Below are 20989 nucleotides of genomic sequence, written 5' to 3' on the forward strand. Positions count from 1 at the left end.
ACTAAATACAAAGAAAAAAGACATGTCATATCTATTTTCATCTGAGTCGGTATCCGAAGGACATCCCGACAAGGTTTCCGACCAGATATCAGACGCTTTGCTCGACCAGTTCCTGGCTTACGACGACAAGGCACACTGCGCCATCGAGACCTTTGTGACCACCGGACAGGTGGTCATCATGGGCGAGGTGACCTCTGAGGCTTACATCGACCTGCAGGCCATCGCCCGCAAGACCATCAAGAATATCGGCTACACCAAAGCCGAATACCAGTTTGACGGCAACTCATGCGGCATACTGAGCGCCATCCACGAGCAGAGCGCCGACATCAACCGCGGCGTGAGCCGTGAGGAGGAAGACAACCAGGGTGCCGGCGACCAGGGCATGATGTTCGGCTACGCTTGCAACGAGACCGAAAACTACATGCCCGTTTCGCTCGACCTGGCCCACCTCATCATGACCACTCTCGCCGACATACGCAAGGAAGGCAAGGAGATGACCTATCTGCGCCCCGACTCCAAGAGTCAGGTCACCGTGGAATACAGCGACGACAACGTGCCCCAGCGCATCGACACCATCGTGGTGAGCACCCAGCACGACGAGTTTGACGACGACGACGACCGCATGCTGGCCCGCATCAAGGAAGATGTACTCCATATACTCATGCCCCGCGTCAAGGCCCAGATACACAGCGAGAAGGTGCTGGCGCTCTTCGGCGACGACATCAAGTACTACGTCAACCCCACAGGCAAGTTTGTCATCGGAGGTCCCCACGGCGACACCGGTCTTACCGGCCGCAAGATTATCGTCGACACCTATGGTGGCAAGGGCGGCCACGGCGGTGGCGCATTCTCTGGCAAAGACTCGAGCAAGGTAGACCGCTCGGCTGCCTATGCCGCCCGCTACATCGCCAAGAACATGGTGGCTGCCGGAGTGGCCGATGAGATGCTCGTGCAGCTGGCTTACGCCATCGGCGTGGCAGAGCCCGTGAGCGTATATGTAAACACCTACGGACGCAGCCACGTGGCTATGAGCGACGGCGAGATTGCCGCCAAAATCAAGGAGATGTTTGACCTGCGCCCCAAGGCCATCGAGCGCAAGTTCAAGCTGCGCCAGCCCATGTATCTGGAGACTGCAGCCTACGGACACATGGGTCGCAAGAACGAGGTGGTGACCAAGACCTTCACCAGCCACTATCACGAGACACGTACCATCGATGTAGAGCTCTTCACATGGGAAAAGCTCGACAGCGTGGACAACATCCGTAAAGCGTTCGACCTGAAATGATGCAACAGCAGACTGACACGCTGACCCACACGATGGACACGGCTGCCACACAGCAGCCCGCGGCCCATCACGAGCTCACCCCCGCCGAGGTGCTGAGCTGGCTGCCGCGCACGGCTACGCCCGCCCAGATGGACTCTGCCATCAGGGCCAACATCAAGCCATGCAAAATCACATGGAGCCAGTGTCCCGACACGCTCCATCTGCCTGGCTGGCCTGCGGGGAAGAGCTACAAGAAATTCAGTCTGCCACAATATTATAAGGAATCCTTCTTCGCGAAGGATTCCCTTTTTCATCCCGAGCTGCGGGGAGGCCGACTGGGAGTGGCAGGCACGCCTGTGCCCTATACCATCGCCAACGACGACTTCTTCGTGAGCATCCTCCTGGGTGGATTCGTACTCATCATGGTAGCCTTCACCCAGAGCAAGGGTTTCTTTATGCGCCAGGTAAAGAAATTCTTCTACACCAATCACAGCGACAACACCACCGTCATCCCCGAGACCTCCAGCGAGATAAGATTCCAGGTGGCGCTGATGATACAGACCTGCCTGATGCTGGCACTGAGCTTCTTCTTCTATACCCGCACCCGAATAGGCGAAACATTCATGATAGAAACCTATCAGGTGATAGCCATTTATGTGGCAGTAATCATGGCCTATTTTCTGGTCAAAACCGCCCTGTCGTGGGTGGTCAACTGGACGTTCTTCGGTAGTAAAGAAAATTTACAGATTCAGAAGTCCAACCTCTTCGTGGCAGCCACCGAAGGCGTGGTGTTATTCCCTGTAGTCATGCTGCAGACTTTCTTTGAAATGCCCGTCTATTTCACGCTCTTTTATGTAGGCTTGACCATCGCATCTGCCAAAATACTGACTCTTTGCAAGCAGTTTATCATTTTTTTCAGTAAGAATTCCCTTAGTTTCCAAATATTTTTGTACTTTTGTGCCCTTGAAATAGTACCTCTACTCATGCTTTGGGGAGGACTGACGATAATCAACGGGTATTTGAAAATAAATTTTTAGGACAAAATAATGAAGAAAATTTTAATCTCACAGCCAAAACCATCCAGTGAAAAATCCCCTTATTACGACATAGAGAAAGACTATGGAGTAGAGTGTGTCTTTCGCCCATTCTTCAAGGTTGAGGGATTAACCGCAAAAGAGTTTCGTCAGCAGAAAATAAACCTTCTCGATTATACAGCTGTGGTCTTCACCTCGCGCCATGCCATAGACAACTATTTCAAGCTGGCCAAGGAGATGCGCATCACCATCCCCGAGGACATGAAGTACTTCTGCGTGCTCGAGACTATAGCCCTGTACATACAGAAATATGTGCAGTATCGCAAGCGCAAGGTATTCTTCACCAATACTGGTAAAATCAAGGACCTCATCCCTCTCATGGTAAAGCACAAGACCGAGAAGTATCTCGTGCCGATGAGCGACGTACACAACGACGACGTCGAGAAGATGCTCAACGAGAAGAAGCTGCACCACCAGGAGTGTGTGATGTATCGCACCGTGAGCAACGACTTCAGCGAGGAGGAGAAGAAGAAGTTTGACTTCGACATGCTGGTGTTCTTCAGTCCTACCGGCGTCAAGGCGCTCAAGAGCAATTTCCCCGACTTCGAGCAGGGCGACATCAAGATAGCCGCCTTCGGTCCTGCCACCGCCAAGACCATCACCGATGAGGGTCTGCGCCTCGATCTGGCAGCCCCCAGCAAGGAACATCCGTCAATGACCAGCGCCCTCAAGGCATATCTCAGCAACAGCAAATAAGCACAACCATACCCATGTCGGCTGCTGAAAGATTCACGCTATCCAAGGAAGAGCGTATATGCAGCAAGAAGCTGATAAACGAGCTCTTTACAGGAAACGGACGTTCGATGACGGCGTTTCCGCTGAGAGTTGTGTTTATGAAGCGCACCATCGTCGACGACCAGCCCCGTGCCGCGATGCTCGTGAGCGTTCCAAAGCGCTACTTCAAGCATGCCGTAGACCGCAACAGGGTGAAGAGACAGGTGCGCGAGGCTTTCCGACGCAACAAGTCGATTATTACCCAGAACCTCACCGACGACCACGACGCCGTAGCCATGGCCTTCGTGTGGCTCACCGACGAGAAATTCCCTTCCTCTGAGGTAGAAAACCGTATGGTCAGACTCCTGACCCGTATCAGCGAATGTCTATGAACACCCTCAAGTCTATAGGCTGCTGGATGGTAAAGGCGCTGACATGGCTCCTGCTTTTACCCATACTTTTCTACCAGAAATGTATCACCCCATTCACTCCGGCATCATGCCGATTTACCCCCACATGCTCTGAATATGCGCGACAAGCCATCGTCAAGCACGGGCCCATACGCGGACTCTGGCTCGCCGTGCGTCGCATACTGAGATGCCATCCCTGGGGCGGTTCGGGCTACGACCCCGTGCCTTAGAGACCAAGACAGAAACAACGAACAAAAACATAAACAGAATGAAAAACTTTGTAGAAGAACTGAAATGGCGCGGTATGCTGGCGCAGATAATGCCAGGTACCGAAGAGTTTCTGCAGAAGCAGATGGTATCGGCATACCTGGGCACCGACCCCACCGCCGACTCACTCCATATAGGCCACCTCTGTGGCATCATGATGCTGCGACACTTGCAGCGCTGCGGCCACAAGCCCTACCTGCTCGTGGGAGGTGCCACGGGTATGATTGGAGACCCATCGGGCAAGAGCCAGGAGCGCAATCTGCTCGACGCCGACACCCTCTACCACAACCAGGAGTGCATCAAGAAGCAGGTATCCAAATTCCTCGACTTCGACGGCAACGAGCCCAACAAGGCAGAGATGGTCAACAACTACGACTGGATGAAGGACTTCACCTTCCTCGACTTCGCACGCGAAGTGGGCAAGCACATCACCGTAAACTATATGATGGCCAAGGACAGCGTGCAGAAGCGACTCAACGGAGAGGCTCGCGACGGACTCTCATTCACCGAGTTCACCTACCAGCTGCTCCAAGGCTACGACTTCCTCTACCTCTACCAGAGACACGGAGTGCAGCTCCAGCTCGGCGGTAACGACCAGTGGGGCAACATGACCACAGGCACCGAGCTCATACGTCGCACCCTCGGCTCAGAAGCCGAAGCCTACTGCCTCACCTGTCCGCTCATCACCAAGGCCGACGGCAAGAAGTTTGGCAAGACCGAGAGCGGCAACATCTGGCTCGACCGCAACCGCACCACGCCTTACGCCTTCTACCAGTTCTGGCTCAACGTGGGCGACGAGGAAGCCGAGAAGTACATCAAGATATTCACCTCGCTCGACCGCGAGACCATTGAGGCGCTCATCGACGAGCACCGTCAGGACCCAGGCCGCCGCGTGCTGCAGCGTCGTCTGGCAGAAGAGGTTACCGTAATGGTACACTCAGAGGAAGACCTGCAGATGGCTATCGAGGCCAGCAACATCCTCTTCGGCAAAGCCACCAAGGAGAACCTGCAGAAGCTCGACGAGGCCACACTGCTCGATGTCTTCGCCGGAGTGCCCCACTTCACCCTCGCCAAGGACCAGCTGGGTCAGCCCGCCGTAGAGCTCTTCACCCGCGACGATGTCAAGATTTTCGCCAGCAAGGGCGAGATGCGCAAGCTCGTACAGGGTGGCGGCGTATCGCTCAACAAGGAGAAACTCACAGCCTTTGACCAGGTCATCACCACCGACGACCTCATCGACGGCAAGTACCTCCTCGTACAGCGCGGTAAGAAAAACTACTATCTTGTCACTGTGAAGTAAGAATATAAATATAGATAGCCCAAAGCGTGGTCCGGAGTCTCCGAGCCACGCTTTTTTGATGAGTAAATGCCGAATCTATGAAAAATAAAGCCTACTGACGGTGAAGACATCACAGACAGCAGGCTTTATCCTAATATTGTTATCTCCAGAGTGGCTCATTTTCCCATCCTTGAGGGAAACCAAGTGCATTCAAATCTACCTCTGGATAATCTGCAAATAACGTCTTCATCTTCTGAAGCATATCATTGTTTGGAGATATGACATCCAAGAAATACTTAATGATACATATATTATAGTAGATGCGAAGCGAATCCGTCTGAAGCGTAATCCAAGGATAGACCATCCTATTAGGTACCATTGGACGGATAGTATTGTGCTTGTTCCAAACTCTCGAGTGATGGCAACATGCATTCCTTGTCAGTGTCACAATAGTCAGCCAAGATTCAAATGGCGCTATTTGCAGCCCAAATGATTGAGAGATTCTTTTCTTTATCTTTTTATCCTTGATGTTGCTGTATATGTTTGTGATGATACCGAAAGGAAGTATTTCTGAAACAATCCATGCTGGTGGATATGGGTCAGAATATGTCTCCTTGAAATGGATAATGAATTCCTCTTTTGATTTGCGAAGCTCATGGTCTATCAAATCTATTGTCTTTTGAAACTTTGGGGAGCTGACAAAGTTAGCGGAATCTGTTATCCAGAAGGGGGCACCTGTCATTGAACTACCGATGTTGACTATCGCACTACGCACAGCAATTTCAATCTTCTCAAGATCATTAAACAATAATAGACGCAGCTTTTTATCAAATCGATACAACATCATTACCTTGCTGAATGTCGCATCGGGTTTATATATATGACGCTCTTTCGGCATCTTGAGCAATGGATGCATATAAGCAGAGAGTCGGTAATAGCCGATATGCTCCAAGTAATGTTCCGCCTTCGATGTGTCGGAAATGGAAAGACCTCTTGATTGCAGCAACGAGACGAGGTCATGTGGCGATGAATAGCCCTTGGTGAACGGTATAGTATTTGACATATGGTTAATAAAAAAACGACCCGCACATTTGAGCATCGTTGAGAGGCTTGGCGGGTTCTAGCACTGCAAATATAGAAAGATAATATGAATTGTGCAAGCATTAAGTCGAGAAAAAAACTTTCCAATAACGATTTCTTGTCTTTTAGATAGAAACATAACATTTTTGGAGGTTTTTTTAGGAGAAATATGTGCAATTACATTAATTATCATGGTATGAAAGACAGCTATGATTTGATGCTGGATATTATTGATTTGCCCTCATTAGGTCATCAACGGCAAGTACCTCCTCGTACAGCGCGGCAAGAAAAACTACTATCTTGTCACTGTGAAGTAAGAGTCATCTCTCATCGATACTGGAGGTGTATCTGCAACCATCAGGCAGATACACCTTTTCTCTTTTGTCACCCCCGGAGTTGATATGGTCAGCCCGAATTATCCCGACCTTTCTCTGGCGCAAGCCCTCTGCTTCCCGGCTCAACGCAAAGCTAAAGGAGGGGGGTGGGGAATATGCCCAAAATAGGATGGAAATGGCAAAAAAGTGGCGATAGTGTGCGAAAAGACATCAAAAAAGTACCCTTTTCGCACACTATCGCCACTTTTTTCGTTTTTTTTACGTAACTTAGCACCGTCAGAAACATAGTTTTAACCTAAAACGAGTAATATGGCGACAGTCAAGATTATCGGTAGAAAAAAGGAGCTTGCCCTGCTGGATAGATACTACCATTCGGGCAAAGCCGAGTTTGTGGCTCTCTATGGCAGAAGACGTGTGGGAAAGACTTTTCTTATCCGTCAGCGCTTCAATGGACAGTTTGACTTTGACATGACGGGCGTGCTGGAAGGCAGCAAGGCCGAACAGATGACCGCTTTTCATGCTGCAATGAAGTTGAATGGATATAAAGGAAGGAAGAACACCAACTGGATGGATGCCTTTGTGGCTCTGCGCCAGCTGCTTGCCGAGAAGATAACGCCCGGAAGGCGCTGCCTGATATTTATCGACGAACTCCCGTGTCTCGACACGCCCAAAGCCGGTTTTGTAAACGCCCTTGGGCATTTCTGGAACAGTTGGGCCAACTGGCAATCAGAGATTATGCTGATTATATGTGGCAGCGCCACATCGTGGATGGTGCGCAATGTGATAGACAATCATGGCGGCCTGCACGACCGGATTACCCATGAGATGCCCTTGCATCCCTTCACCCTTGCCGAAACCGAAGAATACTTCCATACCAATGGATTTCCATGGCAGCGACTGAGCATCATGCAGGCTTACATGGCTGTGGGCGGTGTGCCTTACTACATGAGCCTCTTTGAGAAGAACGAGAGTCCGGCAATAGGCATCGACAGACTCTTCTTCGGGGAGAATGCAGAGCTGGCCAAAGAATACAGACGCCTCTTTGCCTCGTTGTTTCGCAACAGCACACCCTATGTGGAAATCATCAATATCCTCGCCAAGCATCCGCAGGGCATGACGCGCGCTCAGATGGCCAAAGAACTGAAGCAAAGCAACAACGGAAGGTTAGGGGATATGCTCAACGACCTGGTGTACTGTGACTTCATTTCCAAAAACAATGTCAGAGAGAAGAAGATCAACACCAACTCGGCCCTCTATCAGCTCACAGACTTCTACACCATCTTCTACAATACTTTTGTGACCAAAGGCCACACCAACCAGCACTACTGGAGCCAGCATGTGGGCACGCCCGAAGTGAATACATGGTACGGGCTCGCCTATGAGCGTATATGCAAAGCCCATATACCACAGATAAAGAGGGCACTGGGCATCGCAAGCGTAGCCACCGAATACTACTCATGGCGCAGCAGAAAGAGTAAAGATGCAGCACAGATAGATATCATCATCGACAGGGCCGACAGCATGATTAATCTGTGTGAAGTCAAATACAGTGAGGCACTATACACTCTGGACAAGGACGAATATCTGCGAATCATGCACCGCCGCGACACTTTCCGTGCAGAGACCGAAACCCACAAGTCGATTATACCCACTATGATAACCACGTTTGGCATGACGCAAGGAGCTTACAGCGACCAAATGACGGTGAAACTGGATATGAACGATATGTTTGACAACGACTGAAATGGTCTAAAAAGTGGCGATAGTGTGCGAAAAGGCAGCTAAAAAGTACCCTTTTCGCACGTTATCGCCACTTTTTTCGTTTTTTCCCTTGTTTCGGGAGAGGTGGAGAGCTGCTTGGTGGGGAAATCGGGGCGCGAAATATGGATATCTGTGTTCGCTATGATGATATCATGCCCTTAATTAGTGAAAATAAAGCGCGGAAACAAGATTAAAGAGGTGCGCAGCGGGGTGGTGGGCACTGCAGGCGTGAGGGATGGGGTGCGCTGCGGAGTGGTGGGCACACCTACGGGGATGGTTGGTATGTGCAGTGGTACTGATATCATAACGACGGACAAGTTCGGTGCGAGCAGCGGTACGGATGGGATGGATGGAGGTACGGTCAGTGCGCATAGTGGAGGGAATGGAATGGATAGTGGCAGGGTCGGTGCGCGCAGCTGGATGATTGGCACAGTAAGTTGAATGAAGAGCATGGCAAGCAGAGCGGATGGGCACGACAGGGGCACGATGGGGATGCGCAGCGAGGGATATGTGGTGCGCAGCGGGAGATATGTGGTGCGCAGCGGAGTGGTGGGCACGGCAGGCGTGAGGGATGTGGTGCGCAGCGGGATGGCTATGAGGGCGGCTGTGGGGTAGGGGAATTGCGCTTATGCGGTACACCTTATTAAATTATAGGGGAGTTTATTCGTATTTATCGGCATTTATCAGTAACTTTGCAGTCAACAATATTTTAGCTAAAATGGAACAAACATTATTGATTTATAACACGCTGACGCGCAAGAAGGAGGCCTTCAAGCCTTTGCATGCCCCCAACGTGGGCATGTATGTGTGCGGCCCCACCGTATATGGCGACCCCCATCTGGGCCACGCCCGCCCCGCCATCACGTTTGATATCCTCTTCAGATACCTGAAGCATCTGGGCTACAAGGTGCGCTATGTGCGCAACATCACCGACGTGGGCCATCTGGAGCACGACGCCGATGAGGGCGACGACAAGATAGAGAAGAAGGCCCGACTGGAGCAGCTCGAGCCTATGGAGATAGCCCAGCACTATACCAACCGCTACCACCAGGCTATGGATATGCTCAACGTGCTTCCCCCCTCGATCGAGCCCCACGCCACGGGCCATATCATCGAGCAGGAGCAGCTGGTGCAGCAGATTCTTGACAACGGCTATGCCTACGTGAGCAACGGCTCTGTGTACTTCGATGTAGAGAAATACAACAAAGACCATAAATACGGCATCCTCTCGGGCCGCAATCTGGAGGATGTCATCAACCACTCGCGCGACCTCGCCGGCACCGACGAGAAGCACAACCAGGTGGACTTTGCCCTGTGGAAGAAGGCCCAGCCCGAGCATATCATGCGCTGGCCCAGTCCCTGGAGCGACGGTTTCCCCGGCTGGCACTGCGAGTGTACCGCCATGGGCCGCAAGTATCTGGGCGACCACTTCGACATCCACGGTGGCGGCATGGACCTCATCTTCCCCCACCACGAGTGTGAGATAGCCCAGGCTGTGGCCAGTCAGGGCGACCAGATGGTGCACTACTGGATGCACAACAACATGATTACCATCAATGGCCAGAAGATGGGCAAGTCGCTGGGCAACTTCATCACCCTCGAGCAGTTCTTCACCGGCGACCACGCTTCGCTCGACCAGGCCTACTCGCCCATGACCATCCGCTTCTTTATCCTCTCTGCCCACTATCGTGGCACTGTAGACTTCTCCAACGAGGCTCTGAAGGCTTCGGAGAAGGGTCTGGAGCGACTCATCAACGGCATTACCGATATGGAGCGCATCCAGGCTGGCAAGGAGAGCGACGCCGAGACCCACAAGTTTGTGGCTGCGCTGCGCCAGAAGTGCTACGACGCCATGAACGACGACTTCATGACTCCCCTCGTGATAAGCTATCTCTTCGAGGCTTGCCACGTCATCAATACCCTCATCGACCACAAGGCTACCATCTCTGCCGACGACCTCGCCGAGCTCTCGTCTACGATGCAGCTGTTTGCCTTCGACCTGCTGGGTCTGAAGAGCGAGAAGGGTATGAACAACGATGCCCGCGAGGAAGCCTATGGCAAGGTGGTCGACATGGTGCTCGAGCTGCGCGCCAAGGCCAAGGCCGATAAGGACTGGGCCACGAGCGACAAAATACGCGACGAGCTTGCCGCCGACGGTTTTGAAATCAAAGACACCAAAGACGGTGTGACCTGGAAACTGAACAAGTAACACAAACTGGATAACGACATGGAATATAACTTCAGAGAAATAGAGCAGAAGTGGCAGAAAAACTGGGTGGAGATGAACACCTACAAGGTAACTGAGGACGAGAACCGCAAGAAGTTCTATGTACTCAACATGTTCCCCTATCCCTCGGGCGCCGGACTCCACGTGGGTCATCCCTTGGGCTATATCGCCTCCGACATTTTTGCCCGCTACAAGCGTCTGCAGGGCTTCAACGTGCTCAACCCTATGGGCTACGACGCCTATGGTCTGCCCGCCGAGCAGTATGCCATCCAGACGGGTCAGCATCCTGCCATCACGACCGTCAACAATATTGCCCGCTACCGCCAGCAGCTCGACAAGATAGGTTTCTGCTTCGACTGGGACCGCGAGGTGCGCACCTGCGACCCCGGATATTACCACTGGACCCAGTGGGCCTTTGAGAAGATGTTCAACTCTTACTACTCCAACACCCTGCAGAAGGCCCAGCCCATCAGCAAGCTCATCGAGCACTTCGAGGACAACGGCACACTGGGCATGGATGTGGCCTGCTCTGAAGAGCTTGTCTTCTCTGCCCGCGACTGGAAGAGCATGAACGAGCACGAGCAGCAGAAGACGCTCATGAACTACCGCATAGCCTACCTGGGCGAGACTATGGTCAACTGGTGTGCCGGACTGGGCACCGTGCTGGCCAACGACGAGGTGGTAGAGGGTGTGAGCGTGCGCGGCGGCTATCCCGTGGTACAGAAGAAGATGCGCCAGTGGTGTCTGCGCGTGTCGGCCTACGCCCAGCGTCTGCTCGACGGTCTGGAGACTGTAGACTGGACCGACTCGATGAAGGAAACGCAGCGCAACTGGATAGGCCGTTCGGAAGGAACCGAAGTCCAGTTCAGCGTCAAGGACAGCAATGTACGCTTCACCATCTTCACCACCCGTGCCGACACCATGTTTGGCGTCACCTTTATGGTGCTTGCTCCCGAGAGCGAATATGTGGCCCAAGTGACCACCCCCGAGCAGCAGGCCGAGGTCGAGGAGTATCTCGCCTATGTGAAGAAGCGCACCGAACTGGAGCGTATGTCAGACCGCAAGGTCACTGGCGTGTTTACCGGTTCGTATGCCATCAACCCATTGACAGGCGACGCTCTGCCCATCTGGGTTTCTGAGTATGTGCTGGCGGGCTATGGCACCGGCGCCATCATGGCAGTTCCCGCCCACGACTCTCGCGACTACGCCTTTGCCAAGCACTTCTCGCTGCCCATCATCCCGCTGATAGAGGGTGCCGACGTGAGCGAGCAGAGCTACGACGCCAAGGAGGGCATCGTGTGCAACTCGCCCGTAGAGGGCAAGCAGACCGAGTTCTCGCTCAACGGACTCACTGTCAAGGAGGCCATCGCTGCCACCAAGCGCTATGTGACCGAAAAGGGACTGGGCCGCGTCAAGGTCAACTACCGTCTGCGCGACGCCATCTTCTCTCGCCAGCGCTACTGGGGCGAACCCTTCCCCGTGTACTATAAGGACGACATGCCCTACATGATACCCGAGCAGTATCTGCCCATCGAGCTGCCCGAGATAGACAAGTACGAGCCCACCGAGAGCGGCGAGCCTCCATTGGGACGCGCCAGAAAATGGGCTTGGGACACCCAGAACAACCAGGTGGTAGACAAGGAGCTCATCGATGGCAAGACCGTATTTCCCATCGAGCTCTACACCATGCCCGGATTTGCCGGTTCGAGCGCCTACTATCTGCGCTACATGGATCCCCACAACGACCACGAGCTGGTAAGCCGTGAAGCCAACGACTACTGGCAGAATGTGGACCTCTATGTGGGTGGTACCGAGCACGCCACAGGCCACCTCATCTACTCGCGCTTCTGGAACAAGTTCCTGCACGACTACAATGTGACCTGCAAGGAAGAGCCCTATCAGAAACTCATCAACCAGGGTATGATACAGGGTCGCTCCAACTTCGTATACCGCATCAACAACGACGACCACAGTGCCGCTCCGCGCTTTGTGTCGCTCGGCCTGAAGGACCAGTATGACGTCACACCTATCCACGTCGATGTCAACATCGTGCATGGCGACGTGCTCGACACCGAAGCCTTCAAGGCATGGCGCCCCGAGTTTGCCAACGCCGAGTTTGTGCTCGAAGACGGCAAGTACGTCTGCGGATGGGCCATAGAGAAGATGTCGAAGTCCATGTTCAATGTGGTCAACCCCGACATGATCGTCGAGCAGTACGGTGCCGACACGCTGCGTCTCTACGAGATGTTCCTCGGCCCTGTAGAGCAGAGCAAGCCTTGGGATACCAATGGTATCGACGGCTGCCACCGCTTCCTCAAGAAGCTGTGGAACCTCTACTTCGACCCCCGCACCGACGAGTTCCGCGTCAACGACGACGAGCCCTCAAAAGAGAGCCTTAAGAGTGTGCACAAGCTCATCAAGAAGGTGACCGCCGACATCGAAAACTTCTCATACAACACTGCCATCTCTGCCTTTATGATTTGCGTCAACGAGCTGGGACAGCAGAAGTGCTACAACCGCGAGCTGCTCACCATCCTGACCGTGCTCATCGCTCCCTTCGCGCCCCATATCGCCGAAGAACTGTGGAGCCGGCTCAACATGAAGGGCAGCGTATGCGACGCCCAGTGGCCCGTATGCAACGAGCAATACCTGGTAGAGAGCGAGGTGCAGCTCACCATCTCCTTCAACGGCAAGGCCCGCTTCCAGAAGAAGTTTGCCGCCGATGCCACCAACGACGCCATACAGCAGGCAGTGCTCGCCGACGAGCTGAGCCAGAAGTATATCGACGGCAAGCAGGTGGTGAAGGTAATCGTAGTGCCCAAGAAGATTGTGAATGTCGTCGTGAAGTAATCGGGCGGCAACGCACACCAAGAATACTACATCAGAGGAAGTTGCCGCTTGCACACACCACAACCCGGCGTGTGCAAGACGACGACTTCTTTTGCTTAGAGACAAACAGTAAACAACAATGCAACTATAACTCCTATGACAATCGACCGTAATATGATCTGGCAGGAGACGAAGGACTACTTCAACATCACCCTCGGACTCATGCTCTACACCTTCGGTTTCACCGTATTCCTGCTTCCCTATCAAATCGTGACCGGAGGCATCGCGGGTATCGGAGCCATCATCTTCTATGCCACCAAGTTCCCTGTGCAGTGGACATTCTTCATCATCAACGCCCTGCTCATCGTGGCGGCACTGAAGGAGCTGGGCATCAAGTTTCTCACCAAGACCATCTATGCCACGGTGGTGATAACCGTGATGCTCGACCTGGCTCAGAAGGTAGTGGAACAGCCCGACGGCACGTTCTACAAGCTCATGGGCGAAGGCAACGATTTCATGTCGCTCATCATCGGCTGTATGCTCACCGGTACGGCACTTGCCATAGTCTTCCTGAACAACGGCAGCACCGGCGGCACCGACATCATTGCCGCTGTAGTCAACAAGCACTTCAATGTCTCGCTCGGCAAGGGACTCATCATGGTCGACCTCGTCATCATCAGCAGCTGTCTTGCCATCGATACCTTTGGTGAGTTTCCACAGCGATGCCAGATGGTGGTCTTCGGTCTATGCACGATGGTCATCGAGTGTACGATGATAGACTACGTGATGAACGTACAGCGCCAGTCGGTACAGTTTATGATTTTCTCCAAGGACTACAAGAAGATAGCCGAAGCCATCACGCGCAAGACCGACCACACGCTGACCATCCTCGACGGTCACGGATGGTATACGGGCAAGGAGATGAAGGTCATCTGTCTCCTGGCCAAGAAGCGCGAGAGTGTGCTCATCTTCCGACTCATCAAGATGATAGACCCACGCGCCTTCGTCAGCCAGAGCAGCGTCATCGGTGTCTATGGCGAGGGCTTTGACCCCATCAAAGTCAAGATCAAGAAGAATAAGGAACACGAGCAAGAACTGCAACAGCAGCAACAAGATAATACAACAGCACCAGCAAGAACTGCAACAGCAGCAACAAGAAAATGAATGATATGAACCCATCATCACACACCGCCCACAGCGCTGCCGAGGTGGAGCAGCAGGGCAGGGCGATAGTCTTTGCCACCAACAACTCACACAAGCTCGACGAGATACGTGCCATCCTCGGCGACAGGTTCAAGGTACTGTCGCTCCGGGACATCGATTGCCACGTAGACATACCCGAGACCGCCAATACCCTGGAGGGCAACGCCATCCAGAAGGCACGCTACATAGCCGAGCACTACGGCTACGACTGCTTTGCCGACGATACTGGTCTGGAGGTCACTGCCCTCGGCGGCGAACCCGGCGTACACTCGGCGCGCTATGCCAACGGCACCGACCACGACTCAGAGGCCAACATGCAGAAGCTGCTCGCCCGACTCAAGGACAAAGACGACCGCAGGGCGCAGTTCCGCACCGTCATCTGTCTGGCCCGCAAGAGCGACATAGCCGACTACACCCTCTTCGAAGGCATCGTGCGCGGCACCATCGCCAAGGAGAAGCAGGGCAGCAGCGGTTTCGGCTACGACCCCATCTTCGTCCCCGAAGGCTACGACGAGAGCTTTGCCGCCCTGGGCGACGAGGTCAAGAACCGCATATCACACCGCGCCAGAGCCGTGGCCAAACTCGCCGATTATCTCAAACAGTAACTCACCCTCGACACTCTCGGTTATGAAACGCTATATCCTCACCATGCTCCTTGCCATCGCGGCAGTCTTCGCCCATGCCGACAACAGTCTGTGGAAGGCATATATGGCCTATCACGACATCACCCAGATAGAGCAGGGCGGCAAGAGACTCTATGTGCTTGCCTCGGGCAATCTCTTCACCTACAATACCGCCGACGGCGAGGTGCGCACCTTTGACAAGTGCAACGGACTGAGCGACTGCGCCATCAGCCACATCGCCTGGTGCCAGCAGGCAGCAAGGCTGGTTATCGTCTACAGCAACCAGAACATCGACCTGATGAGCGGGCGCAACAACGACGACATCACCAATCTGCCCGACTACTACCGCAAGAGCATGACCGAGGACAAGACCATCAACCACGTATGTATCGACGGCGTCTACGCCTATCTCTCCACCGGTTTCGGCATCGTCAAGGTCAATGTGAAGAACGCCGAGGTCAGCGAGACCTACAATCTGCATACCCCCGTGGCATACAGCTATGTAGAAAGCGGCTATCTCTATGCTGCCCAGCGCGGCAAGGGCATCTACCGCGCCGCTCTCGGCACCAACATGATGGACCCAGCCAACTGGACCTACGCCCGGGCTTACAGCGACATCTGGGAGACGCCCGACAGCAAGCTGCTCGACATGGTGAAAGACCTGGACCGTGGCGGACTCAAGTACAACAACTTCGGCTGTCTGCGCTTCTATGACGGCCGTCTCTACACCGTGGGGGGAGGCTACACCGTGAGCCAGGACCTGCATCTGCCTGGTGGCATCCAGGTCTACGACGGCAGCAACTGGGAGGTCTATCAGGATGATATCAACAGTATACTGGGCGACGGCTACTTTGAAGACATCAATGCCATCGATGTAGACCCACGCGATGCCAACCACGTGTTTGTCTCGGGCCGTACGGGTATCTACGAGTTCAGCGACCGGCGGTTTGTGCGTCACTACAGTTATGACAACAGCGCCCTCTCGCCCACCTATCCCGACGACAAGATGTATGTGGTGGTGCATGATGTCAAGTTCGACACCGAGGGCAATCTCTGGGCACTCAACAGCATCAACAAGGAGAAGAACATCATACGTCTGGGCACCGACGGACAGTGGATATCACTCTACAAGGAACCTCTGAAGTCGCTGACCAATCTGCGCAACATCACCTTCGACAGCCGCAACCTCATGTGGTTTGTCAACGACAGCTGGAAGAAGACCGGCCTCTTCTGCTACCAGCCCTCGAGCGATGCCATCAACAGCTATACCTCCTTCATCAACCAAGACGGCACCACGGTCAACGTGGAATACGTACACTGCGTGGCCGAAGACAAGGACCATCAGATGTGGATAGGCACCAATGTGGGCCCTCTGCGACTCTCGCCCAGCGAGATAACCTCGCAGTCGCCCGTATTCGAGCAGGTCAAGGTGCCCCGCAACGATGGCACCAACTATGCCGACTATCTGCTCGATGGCGTCAACATCTCGTGCATCGTCATCGACGGCGGCGGACGCAAGTGGATGGGCACCTACGGCAACGGCATCTATCTCATCAGTGCCGACTGCATGACCCAGATAGCCCACTTCACCGAGACCAACAGCAAGCTGCTCTCTGACAATATCCAGGCGATGGCCATCAATCCCGCCACCGGCGAGGTGTTTATCGGCACCGACAAGGGACTCTGCTCCTACAGCAGCGGAGCCACCGAGCCTGTGGACGAGATGAACAAGGACAACACCTATGCCTATCCCAACCCCGTGAACCCCGACTATACCGGCCCCATCACCATCGTGGGGCTGAGCTACAATGCCGATGTCAAGATAGTCACCGCCTCGGGCACGCTCGTAGCCCAGGGCCGCAGCAATGGCGGTACCTTCGAGTGGAACGGATGCGACCTCAAGGGTCGCCGCGTGGCGAGCGGAGTGTATATGGTGCAGACTGCCACTGCCGACGGCAGCAAGGGCACCGTGTGCAAGATAGCCATAGTAAACTGAGGTGTCTATGCCGCCGAGCAACCATCCTTCTGAACGACTGGAGTGGCTGAGCCTGATGCGCGGGCTGAGCATCGTGCTGGTGGTGATGTTTCATGTGCAGCTGGTCGACATGGCCACTGGCGAGAACCACAGTCTCTGCACCACCCTGCCCACCATTTTCACTCCCATACGCATGCCCTTCTTCATCTTCACCTCGGGCGGGCTGCTCTACCTGAGCCGCATACGCCGCGAGTGGACCACCCGGGCACTCTATGCCGACAAGCTGCGGCGCATAGCCATCCCCTTTGTCTTCTTCGTCACCTTCTACTATCTGTTCAAGCTCCTGGCTGGCGCCTGGGCCAAGACGCCCGTGCCCCTATCGCTCTCCTACTATGCCGAGTGCTTCTACCGATTTACAGGGCATCCCTCGGCCCATCTGTGGTTTCTCGCCACGCTGCTCATGCTCATGGCGCTCTATCCCCTCTTTGTGGCGGTATGCCGCAACCACACTGCCTCGGTGGCGATGCTGCTCTTCAGCGTGGGCATCTATCATGCCGACTTGGAGAGCGTGCTGCCCGACGTGTTCTACATCAATCACCTGCACCGCTATCTGGTCTATTTCTACTTCGGCATCTTCTTCTTCAGATACCGTCTCTACCGTTTCACCGACAGTCCGCTGGTTGCCGTGGCGACTGTGGCGGTCTATGCCGCGTCCTACTGCGTCGTGGGCGGACTCGCCACATCCATTGCAGGCATCGTGATGTGCGTGGCTGTGGGGCAGAGCGTGGCGCGCCGTCTGCCGGGCCTCTTCGGCAGTTTCCGCGACTATATCTACCAGATTTATCTCATGTCGCTGTTTTTCCAGGCATTTGTTGAGCTGGTGCTGTGGAAGCGTCTCTTCTACGACGAGCGCCTTTTCCTGGTCTTCTATGCCCTCAATATCCTTGCAGGCATCTATCTGCCCACCCTCGTGGCGCGGTTGGCACAGCGACAGCCTTACCGCCTTGTACGCCTATGCTTGGGCATCAAGGCGTGAGTGGCATTCGGTCTACCACCTGTACAGTTCCACTACCACCTATATAATGGAGATGCGCCAGAACAGCCCTTATGAGCTATTCTGGCGCATCTTTTGTCTCCCAGCGTGACTGGCTGCATCAGCTCAGCGAGAGCATCTTCTCGATGGGCTTGACGGCGTCGCGCGCGATGGCTGGGTCTATCTCTACCGTAGGCCATCCGTAGCGCAGAGAGTTATAGATTTTGAGCAGCGTATTCTTCTTCATGTATTCGCACTCGTTGCAGCTGCAGCCCACACCCTCGCTCATCTCGGGCGGAACAGGGTAGAAGCGCTTGTCGGGACAGGTGCGCTCGAGCTCGTGCAGAATGCCAGCCTCGGTGGCCACGATAAACTCCTGCTTGTCGCTCTGCTGGGCGTAAGTGAGCATGGTGGCTGTGCTGCCCTTGACATCGGCGACAGCCAGCACCGGAGCCTTGCACTCGAGGTGGGCCATAACCACGGCGTCGGGGTGCTCGGCCTTGAGACGCACGATGGCGTCGACAGAGAACTTCTCATGCACGTGGCAGCCACCATTCCAGAGCAGCATCTGGCGACCGGTGACGCTGTTGATATAGTTGCCCAGATTGTAGTCGGGTCCGAAGATAATCTTCTCGTCCTTTGGGAAGGCGTCTATCACCTTCTTGGCATTGCCGCTGGTCACCACACAGTCGGTGAGCGCCTTGACGGCAGCCGTGGTATTGACATACGACACCACTTTATAGCCCGGATGCTCGTCCTTGAACTTCTTCAGGTCTTCTGCCTTGCAACTGTCGGCGAGCGAGCAGCCAGCCGTGAGGTCGGGGCATATCACTGTCTTTTCGGGCGAGAGCAGTTTGCAAGTCTCTGCCATAAAGTGTACGCCACACATCACCATCACCTTGGCATCGGTCTCTGCCGCCTTACGCGCCAGAGCCAACGAGTCGCCCACAAAGTCGGCTATCTCCTGTATCTCGCCTACTGTATAATAATGTGCCAGGATGATGGCATCCTTCTCCTTACACATGCGGCGTATCTCCTGTTTGAGATTCAGACCTTGCTCGACAGGTTCGTCTATACAACCCTTGTCAATCCACTCTTTGTTCACCATCATTATTATATTTTTTATTTATATCTTATTTCCTTATTCTTAAACTATAATTAAATACACTGTGGAAAAGTGGATAACTTATAGCCTTATTGTTTGCAGATTTGCATTATACACATTTGGTAGTCACTTATACACATCTGTGTCTAATATTAATCGGCTGAATGACAACAGTAAATGTAGTTATACACCATCTGCGTATATCTTGCAAAGTTAATAAGTTTATATCTTTTGACCATATAAAAGTATGGAAAACTTGCTGAAAACTGTCTAATTTCTCTGTGGATATCCCACCCTGAGCTCCGCACACCCCTATAGTGTGGATATCTGCATAGGTTATGCACGCGGTTATACATAGGTTATCCACATGGTTATCCACAGCGCTGTCGGTGTATATAGCTATATATGAAATATATAGTGAAGACACCACCGGTCATCGCATAACTATCTCTGCCGACGCCGGGATGATGTTTGTCGGCTCGTATCGGAAGGTACGGACTTCCGTATCTTCCGATACGTATCTGCGTTTCATCCGATACGAGCATCCGCGCCTTCCGATACTCATCGCCAAAGGTGGTCTCGGGATGGCTATCTATGGTCACTGTGTTTGCCATCCTATAAAAATAACTTGGGTAAGAATGTTGAAATCCAGATAATTGCCAGTATATTTGCAGATACCTTCATCTATTATGATGTCATCCGTCAGGCTGCAGACCTTAAAGCCCATGAACTCCTTGCACGGGAATGTGACCCGCAAGAGCGCAGCGATGCTTTGCGCCATCGCGAAGAGGCCGAGAGCAAATGCAGGTTGGTCGACAGGATGAGGGTCTGGAAGCATAAGCCGTCGGATGTCATCGCCGAAAGCATCAGTATAGGCGATATCCGGGTGACTCCTTTCTCCAACTGTCATAGCATCTTACACAAGGACGCAGATGCTGAATTGTGATTTAGGAGAAACGCTCGAGATTATAATGTGTGCTCATATTGTTATAGTCATTGTTACCTTAGTGGTTTACCAAATCAGCGATGTGCTTTTTGCATATATTCTTGAGTTTGTTGAGAAACAGGAGGAACAACACGAGGAGAATGCCGCTTAATGAGTCGTCTATATTCATGGAGAATACTATGCTGTCGTATATACCGTGGGCCAAAATAGGACCGACGAGTATCAATGCGCATGTCTGCCAGTTGCGCACGATTCGGAAATGCCATAGTGAGTAATAGAATCCCATGATGACTGCATCGAGGAAATGACCTGGAACGGCAAACAAGGCTCTCGCTATACCGACGCTTATCCATGATTCGTAGTTGTCGAAAAGGTAGAGAACATTCTCGATAGCAGCAAATCCCATACCTATACATACGGCATATACGATGCCGTCGAAGTGCTCGTCGAAGTATGGGTTGTTTCTCAACAGCAGCCACAGCATCACCAACTTAGCCACCTCTTCTGGTATCGCAGCCATAAAGAAGGCATTGAATATGGCGCTGCCTATGTTTGAAACCTCGTCATTGGCAAATTCGGTAATTGCTTCAAATGGTATGACTATCATCAGAGTAAGCAGTGCCGAGAATATGCCATAGATGAATGCCTTTATGAGCAACTTTGTGGGTTCGGGTTGCTTGCGGTCTTTACGGTAGATGTACCAAATCACAACTGCTACTGGCGCGATGGCAGCTAATATTACTAAGACATTGAGCATAAATAAACAGATTGATGTATTAACGGTTTATGGATAGGTTGACTCTTTATCGGTTATTAGGATATCTCTGCGTAGCATGGCAGAGAG

At 53.2% G+C, this 20989-nt stretch carries 20 protein-coding genes; 16 read left to right on the forward strand and 4 right to left on the reverse strand.

Features of this window, described 5'->3' with window-relative positions; all coding sequences use genetic code 11:
* Positions 1-22 precede the first annotated feature (22 nt).
* Genes metK through tyrS form a run of 6 tightly spaced genes read left to right on the forward strand, consistent with a single transcriptional unit; the run spans position 23 to position 5049 of the window.
* Positions 23-1285, forward strand: a complete 1263-nt coding sequence (gene metK / locus CIK94_RS01395) for a methionine adenosyltransferase (protein ID WP_022310936.1) — start codon at positions 23-25, stop codon at positions 1283-1285.
* Positions 1282-2301 carry a DUF4271 domain-containing protein gene (locus tag CIK94_RS01400; protein ID WP_254046116.1) on the forward strand — a complete coding sequence of 340 codons (1020 nt, stop codon included), beginning with the start codon at positions 1282-1284 and terminating at the stop codon, positions 2299-2301. Before metK ends, CIK94_RS01400 begins: the two co-directional genes overlap by 4 nt.
* A 6-nt stretch (positions 2302-2307) precedes the next feature.
* A complete protein-coding gene (locus tag CIK94_RS01405) occupies positions 2308-3054 on the forward strand; it encodes a uroporphyrinogen-III synthase (RefSeq protein WP_094387551.1) in 747 nt (248 codons plus the stop codon).
* Positions 3055-3068: 14 nt separating this feature from the next.
* The gene (locus tag CIK94_RS01410; protein ID WP_094420881.1) at positions 3069-3464 is read left to right on the forward strand and encodes a ribonuclease P protein component; all 396 of its coding nucleotides are present in this window, start codon (positions 3069-3071) and stop codon (positions 3462-3464) included.
* Positions 3461-3712, forward strand: coding sequence for a membrane protein insertion efficiency factor YidD (gene yidD, locus CIK94_RS01415; protein ID WP_094420883.1), 252 nt, complete (start codon positions 3461-3463; stop codon positions 3710-3712). The genes CIK94_RS01410 and yidD overlap by 4 nt, the downstream gene beginning before the upstream one ends.
* A gap of 38 nt (positions 3713-3750) precedes the next feature.
* On the forward strand, positions 3751-5049 hold the full coding sequence (gene tyrS / locus CIK94_RS01420; RefSeq protein WP_094420886.1) for a tyrosine--tRNA ligase: 1299 nt from the start codon (positions 3751-3753) through the stop codon (positions 5047-5049).
* Between the two features lie 139 nt (positions 5050-5188).
* Here tyrS and CIK94_RS01425 read toward each other — a convergent pair whose 3' ends face one another.
* Positions 5189-6091, reverse strand: a complete 903-nt coding sequence (locus tag CIK94_RS01425; protein ID WP_094387648.1) for an Abi family protein — start codon at positions 6089-6091, stop codon at positions 5189-5191.
* A gap of 661 nt (positions 6092-6752) precedes the next feature.
* Between CIK94_RS01425 and CIK94_RS01430 the strand changes: the two genes are divergently transcribed.
* The 9 genes from CIK94_RS01430 to CIK94_RS01465 all read left to right on the forward strand — a co-directional run bounded on the left by CIK94_RS01430 (position 6753) and on the right by CIK94_RS01465 (position 18097).
* Entirely contained in the window at positions 6753-8186 is a 1434-nt protein-coding gene (locus CIK94_RS01430; RefSeq protein ID WP_094420888.1) for an ATP-binding protein, read from the forward strand.
* Positions 8187-8369: 183 nt separating this feature from the next.
* Complete coding sequence (locus CIK94_RS01435) at positions 8370-8645, forward strand: hypothetical protein (RefSeq protein ID WP_094420890.1); 276 nt, start codon at positions 8370-8372, stop codon at positions 8643-8645.
* A 9-nt stretch (positions 8646-8654) separates the two neighbouring features.
* Positions 8655-8819 carry a hypothetical protein gene (locus tag CIK94_RS14275; RefSeq protein WP_158216491.1) on the forward strand — a complete coding sequence of 55 codons (165 nt, stop codon included), beginning with the start codon at positions 8655-8657 and terminating at the stop codon, positions 8817-8819.
* Between the two features lie 103 nt (positions 8820-8922).
* A complete protein-coding gene (gene cysS / locus CIK94_RS01440) occupies positions 8923-10413 on the forward strand; it encodes a cysteine--tRNA ligase (protein ID WP_094389264.1) in 1491 nt (496 codons plus the stop codon).
* An 18-nt stretch (positions 10414-10431) separates the two neighbouring features.
* Complete coding sequence (leuS, locus tag CIK94_RS01445) at positions 10432-13281, forward strand: leucine--tRNA ligase (protein WP_094420893.1); 2850 nt, start codon at positions 10432-10434, stop codon at positions 13279-13281.
* A gap of 135 nt (positions 13282-13416) precedes the next feature.
* Entirely contained in the window at positions 13417-14424 is a 1008-nt protein-coding gene (locus CIK94_RS01450) for a YitT family protein (RefSeq protein ID WP_094420895.1), read from the forward strand.
* A gap of 5 nt (positions 14425-14429) precedes the next feature.
* The gene (locus CIK94_RS01455) at positions 14430-15068 is read left to right on the forward strand and encodes a non-canonical purine NTP diphosphatase (RefSeq protein ID WP_254046119.1); all 639 of its coding nucleotides are present in this window, start codon (positions 14430-14432) and stop codon (positions 15066-15068) included.
* A 22-nt stretch (positions 15069-15090) separates the two neighbouring features.
* Entirely contained in the window at positions 15091-17082 is a 1992-nt protein-coding gene (locus CIK94_RS01460) for a two-component regulator propeller domain-containing protein (RefSeq protein ID WP_094420899.1), read from the forward strand.
* A 7-nt stretch (positions 17083-17089) separates the two neighbouring features.
* On the forward strand, positions 17090-18097 hold the full coding sequence (locus CIK94_RS01465) for an acyltransferase (RefSeq protein WP_094389267.1): 1008 nt from the start codon (positions 17090-17092) through the stop codon (positions 18095-18097).
* Between the two features lie 118 nt (positions 18098-18215).
* On the opposite strand, the gene nadA is transcribed toward CIK94_RS01465, so the two are convergent.
* Together nadA and CIK94_RS13915 are read right to left on the reverse strand one after the other, a co-directional pair.
* A complete protein-coding gene (gene nadA, locus CIK94_RS01470) occupies positions 18216-19202 on the reverse strand; it encodes a quinolinate synthase NadA (RefSeq protein WP_094420919.1) in 987 nt (328 codons plus the stop codon).
* A gap of 368 nt (positions 19203-19570) precedes the next feature.
* Positions 19571-19801, reverse strand: coding sequence for a hypothetical protein (locus CIK94_RS13915; protein ID WP_144008260.1), 231 nt, complete (start codon positions 19799-19801; stop codon positions 19571-19573).
* A 26-nt stretch (positions 19802-19827) separates the two neighbouring features.
* On the opposite strand from CIK94_RS13915, the gene CIK94_RS13920 reads away from it, so the two are divergent.
* Positions 19828-20145, forward strand: a complete 318-nt coding sequence (locus CIK94_RS13920; protein WP_144008261.1) for a hypothetical protein — start codon at positions 19828-19830, stop codon at positions 20143-20145.
* 58 nt (positions 20146-20203) lie between these two features.
* Here CIK94_RS13920 and CIK94_RS01480 read toward each other — a convergent pair whose 3' ends face one another.
* Positions 20204-20854: a PrsW family intramembrane metalloprotease gene (locus tag CIK94_RS01480; protein WP_158216492.1), complete on the reverse strand. Its 651-nt coding sequence runs from the start codon at positions 20852-20854 to the stop codon at positions 20204-20206.
* Between the last annotated feature and the right edge of the window lie 135 nt (positions 20855-20989).

The organism is Prevotella sp. P4-51 (genome assembly GCF_002251455.1).
GTDB lineage: Bacteria > Bacteroidota > Bacteroidia > Bacteroidales > Bacteroidaceae > Prevotella.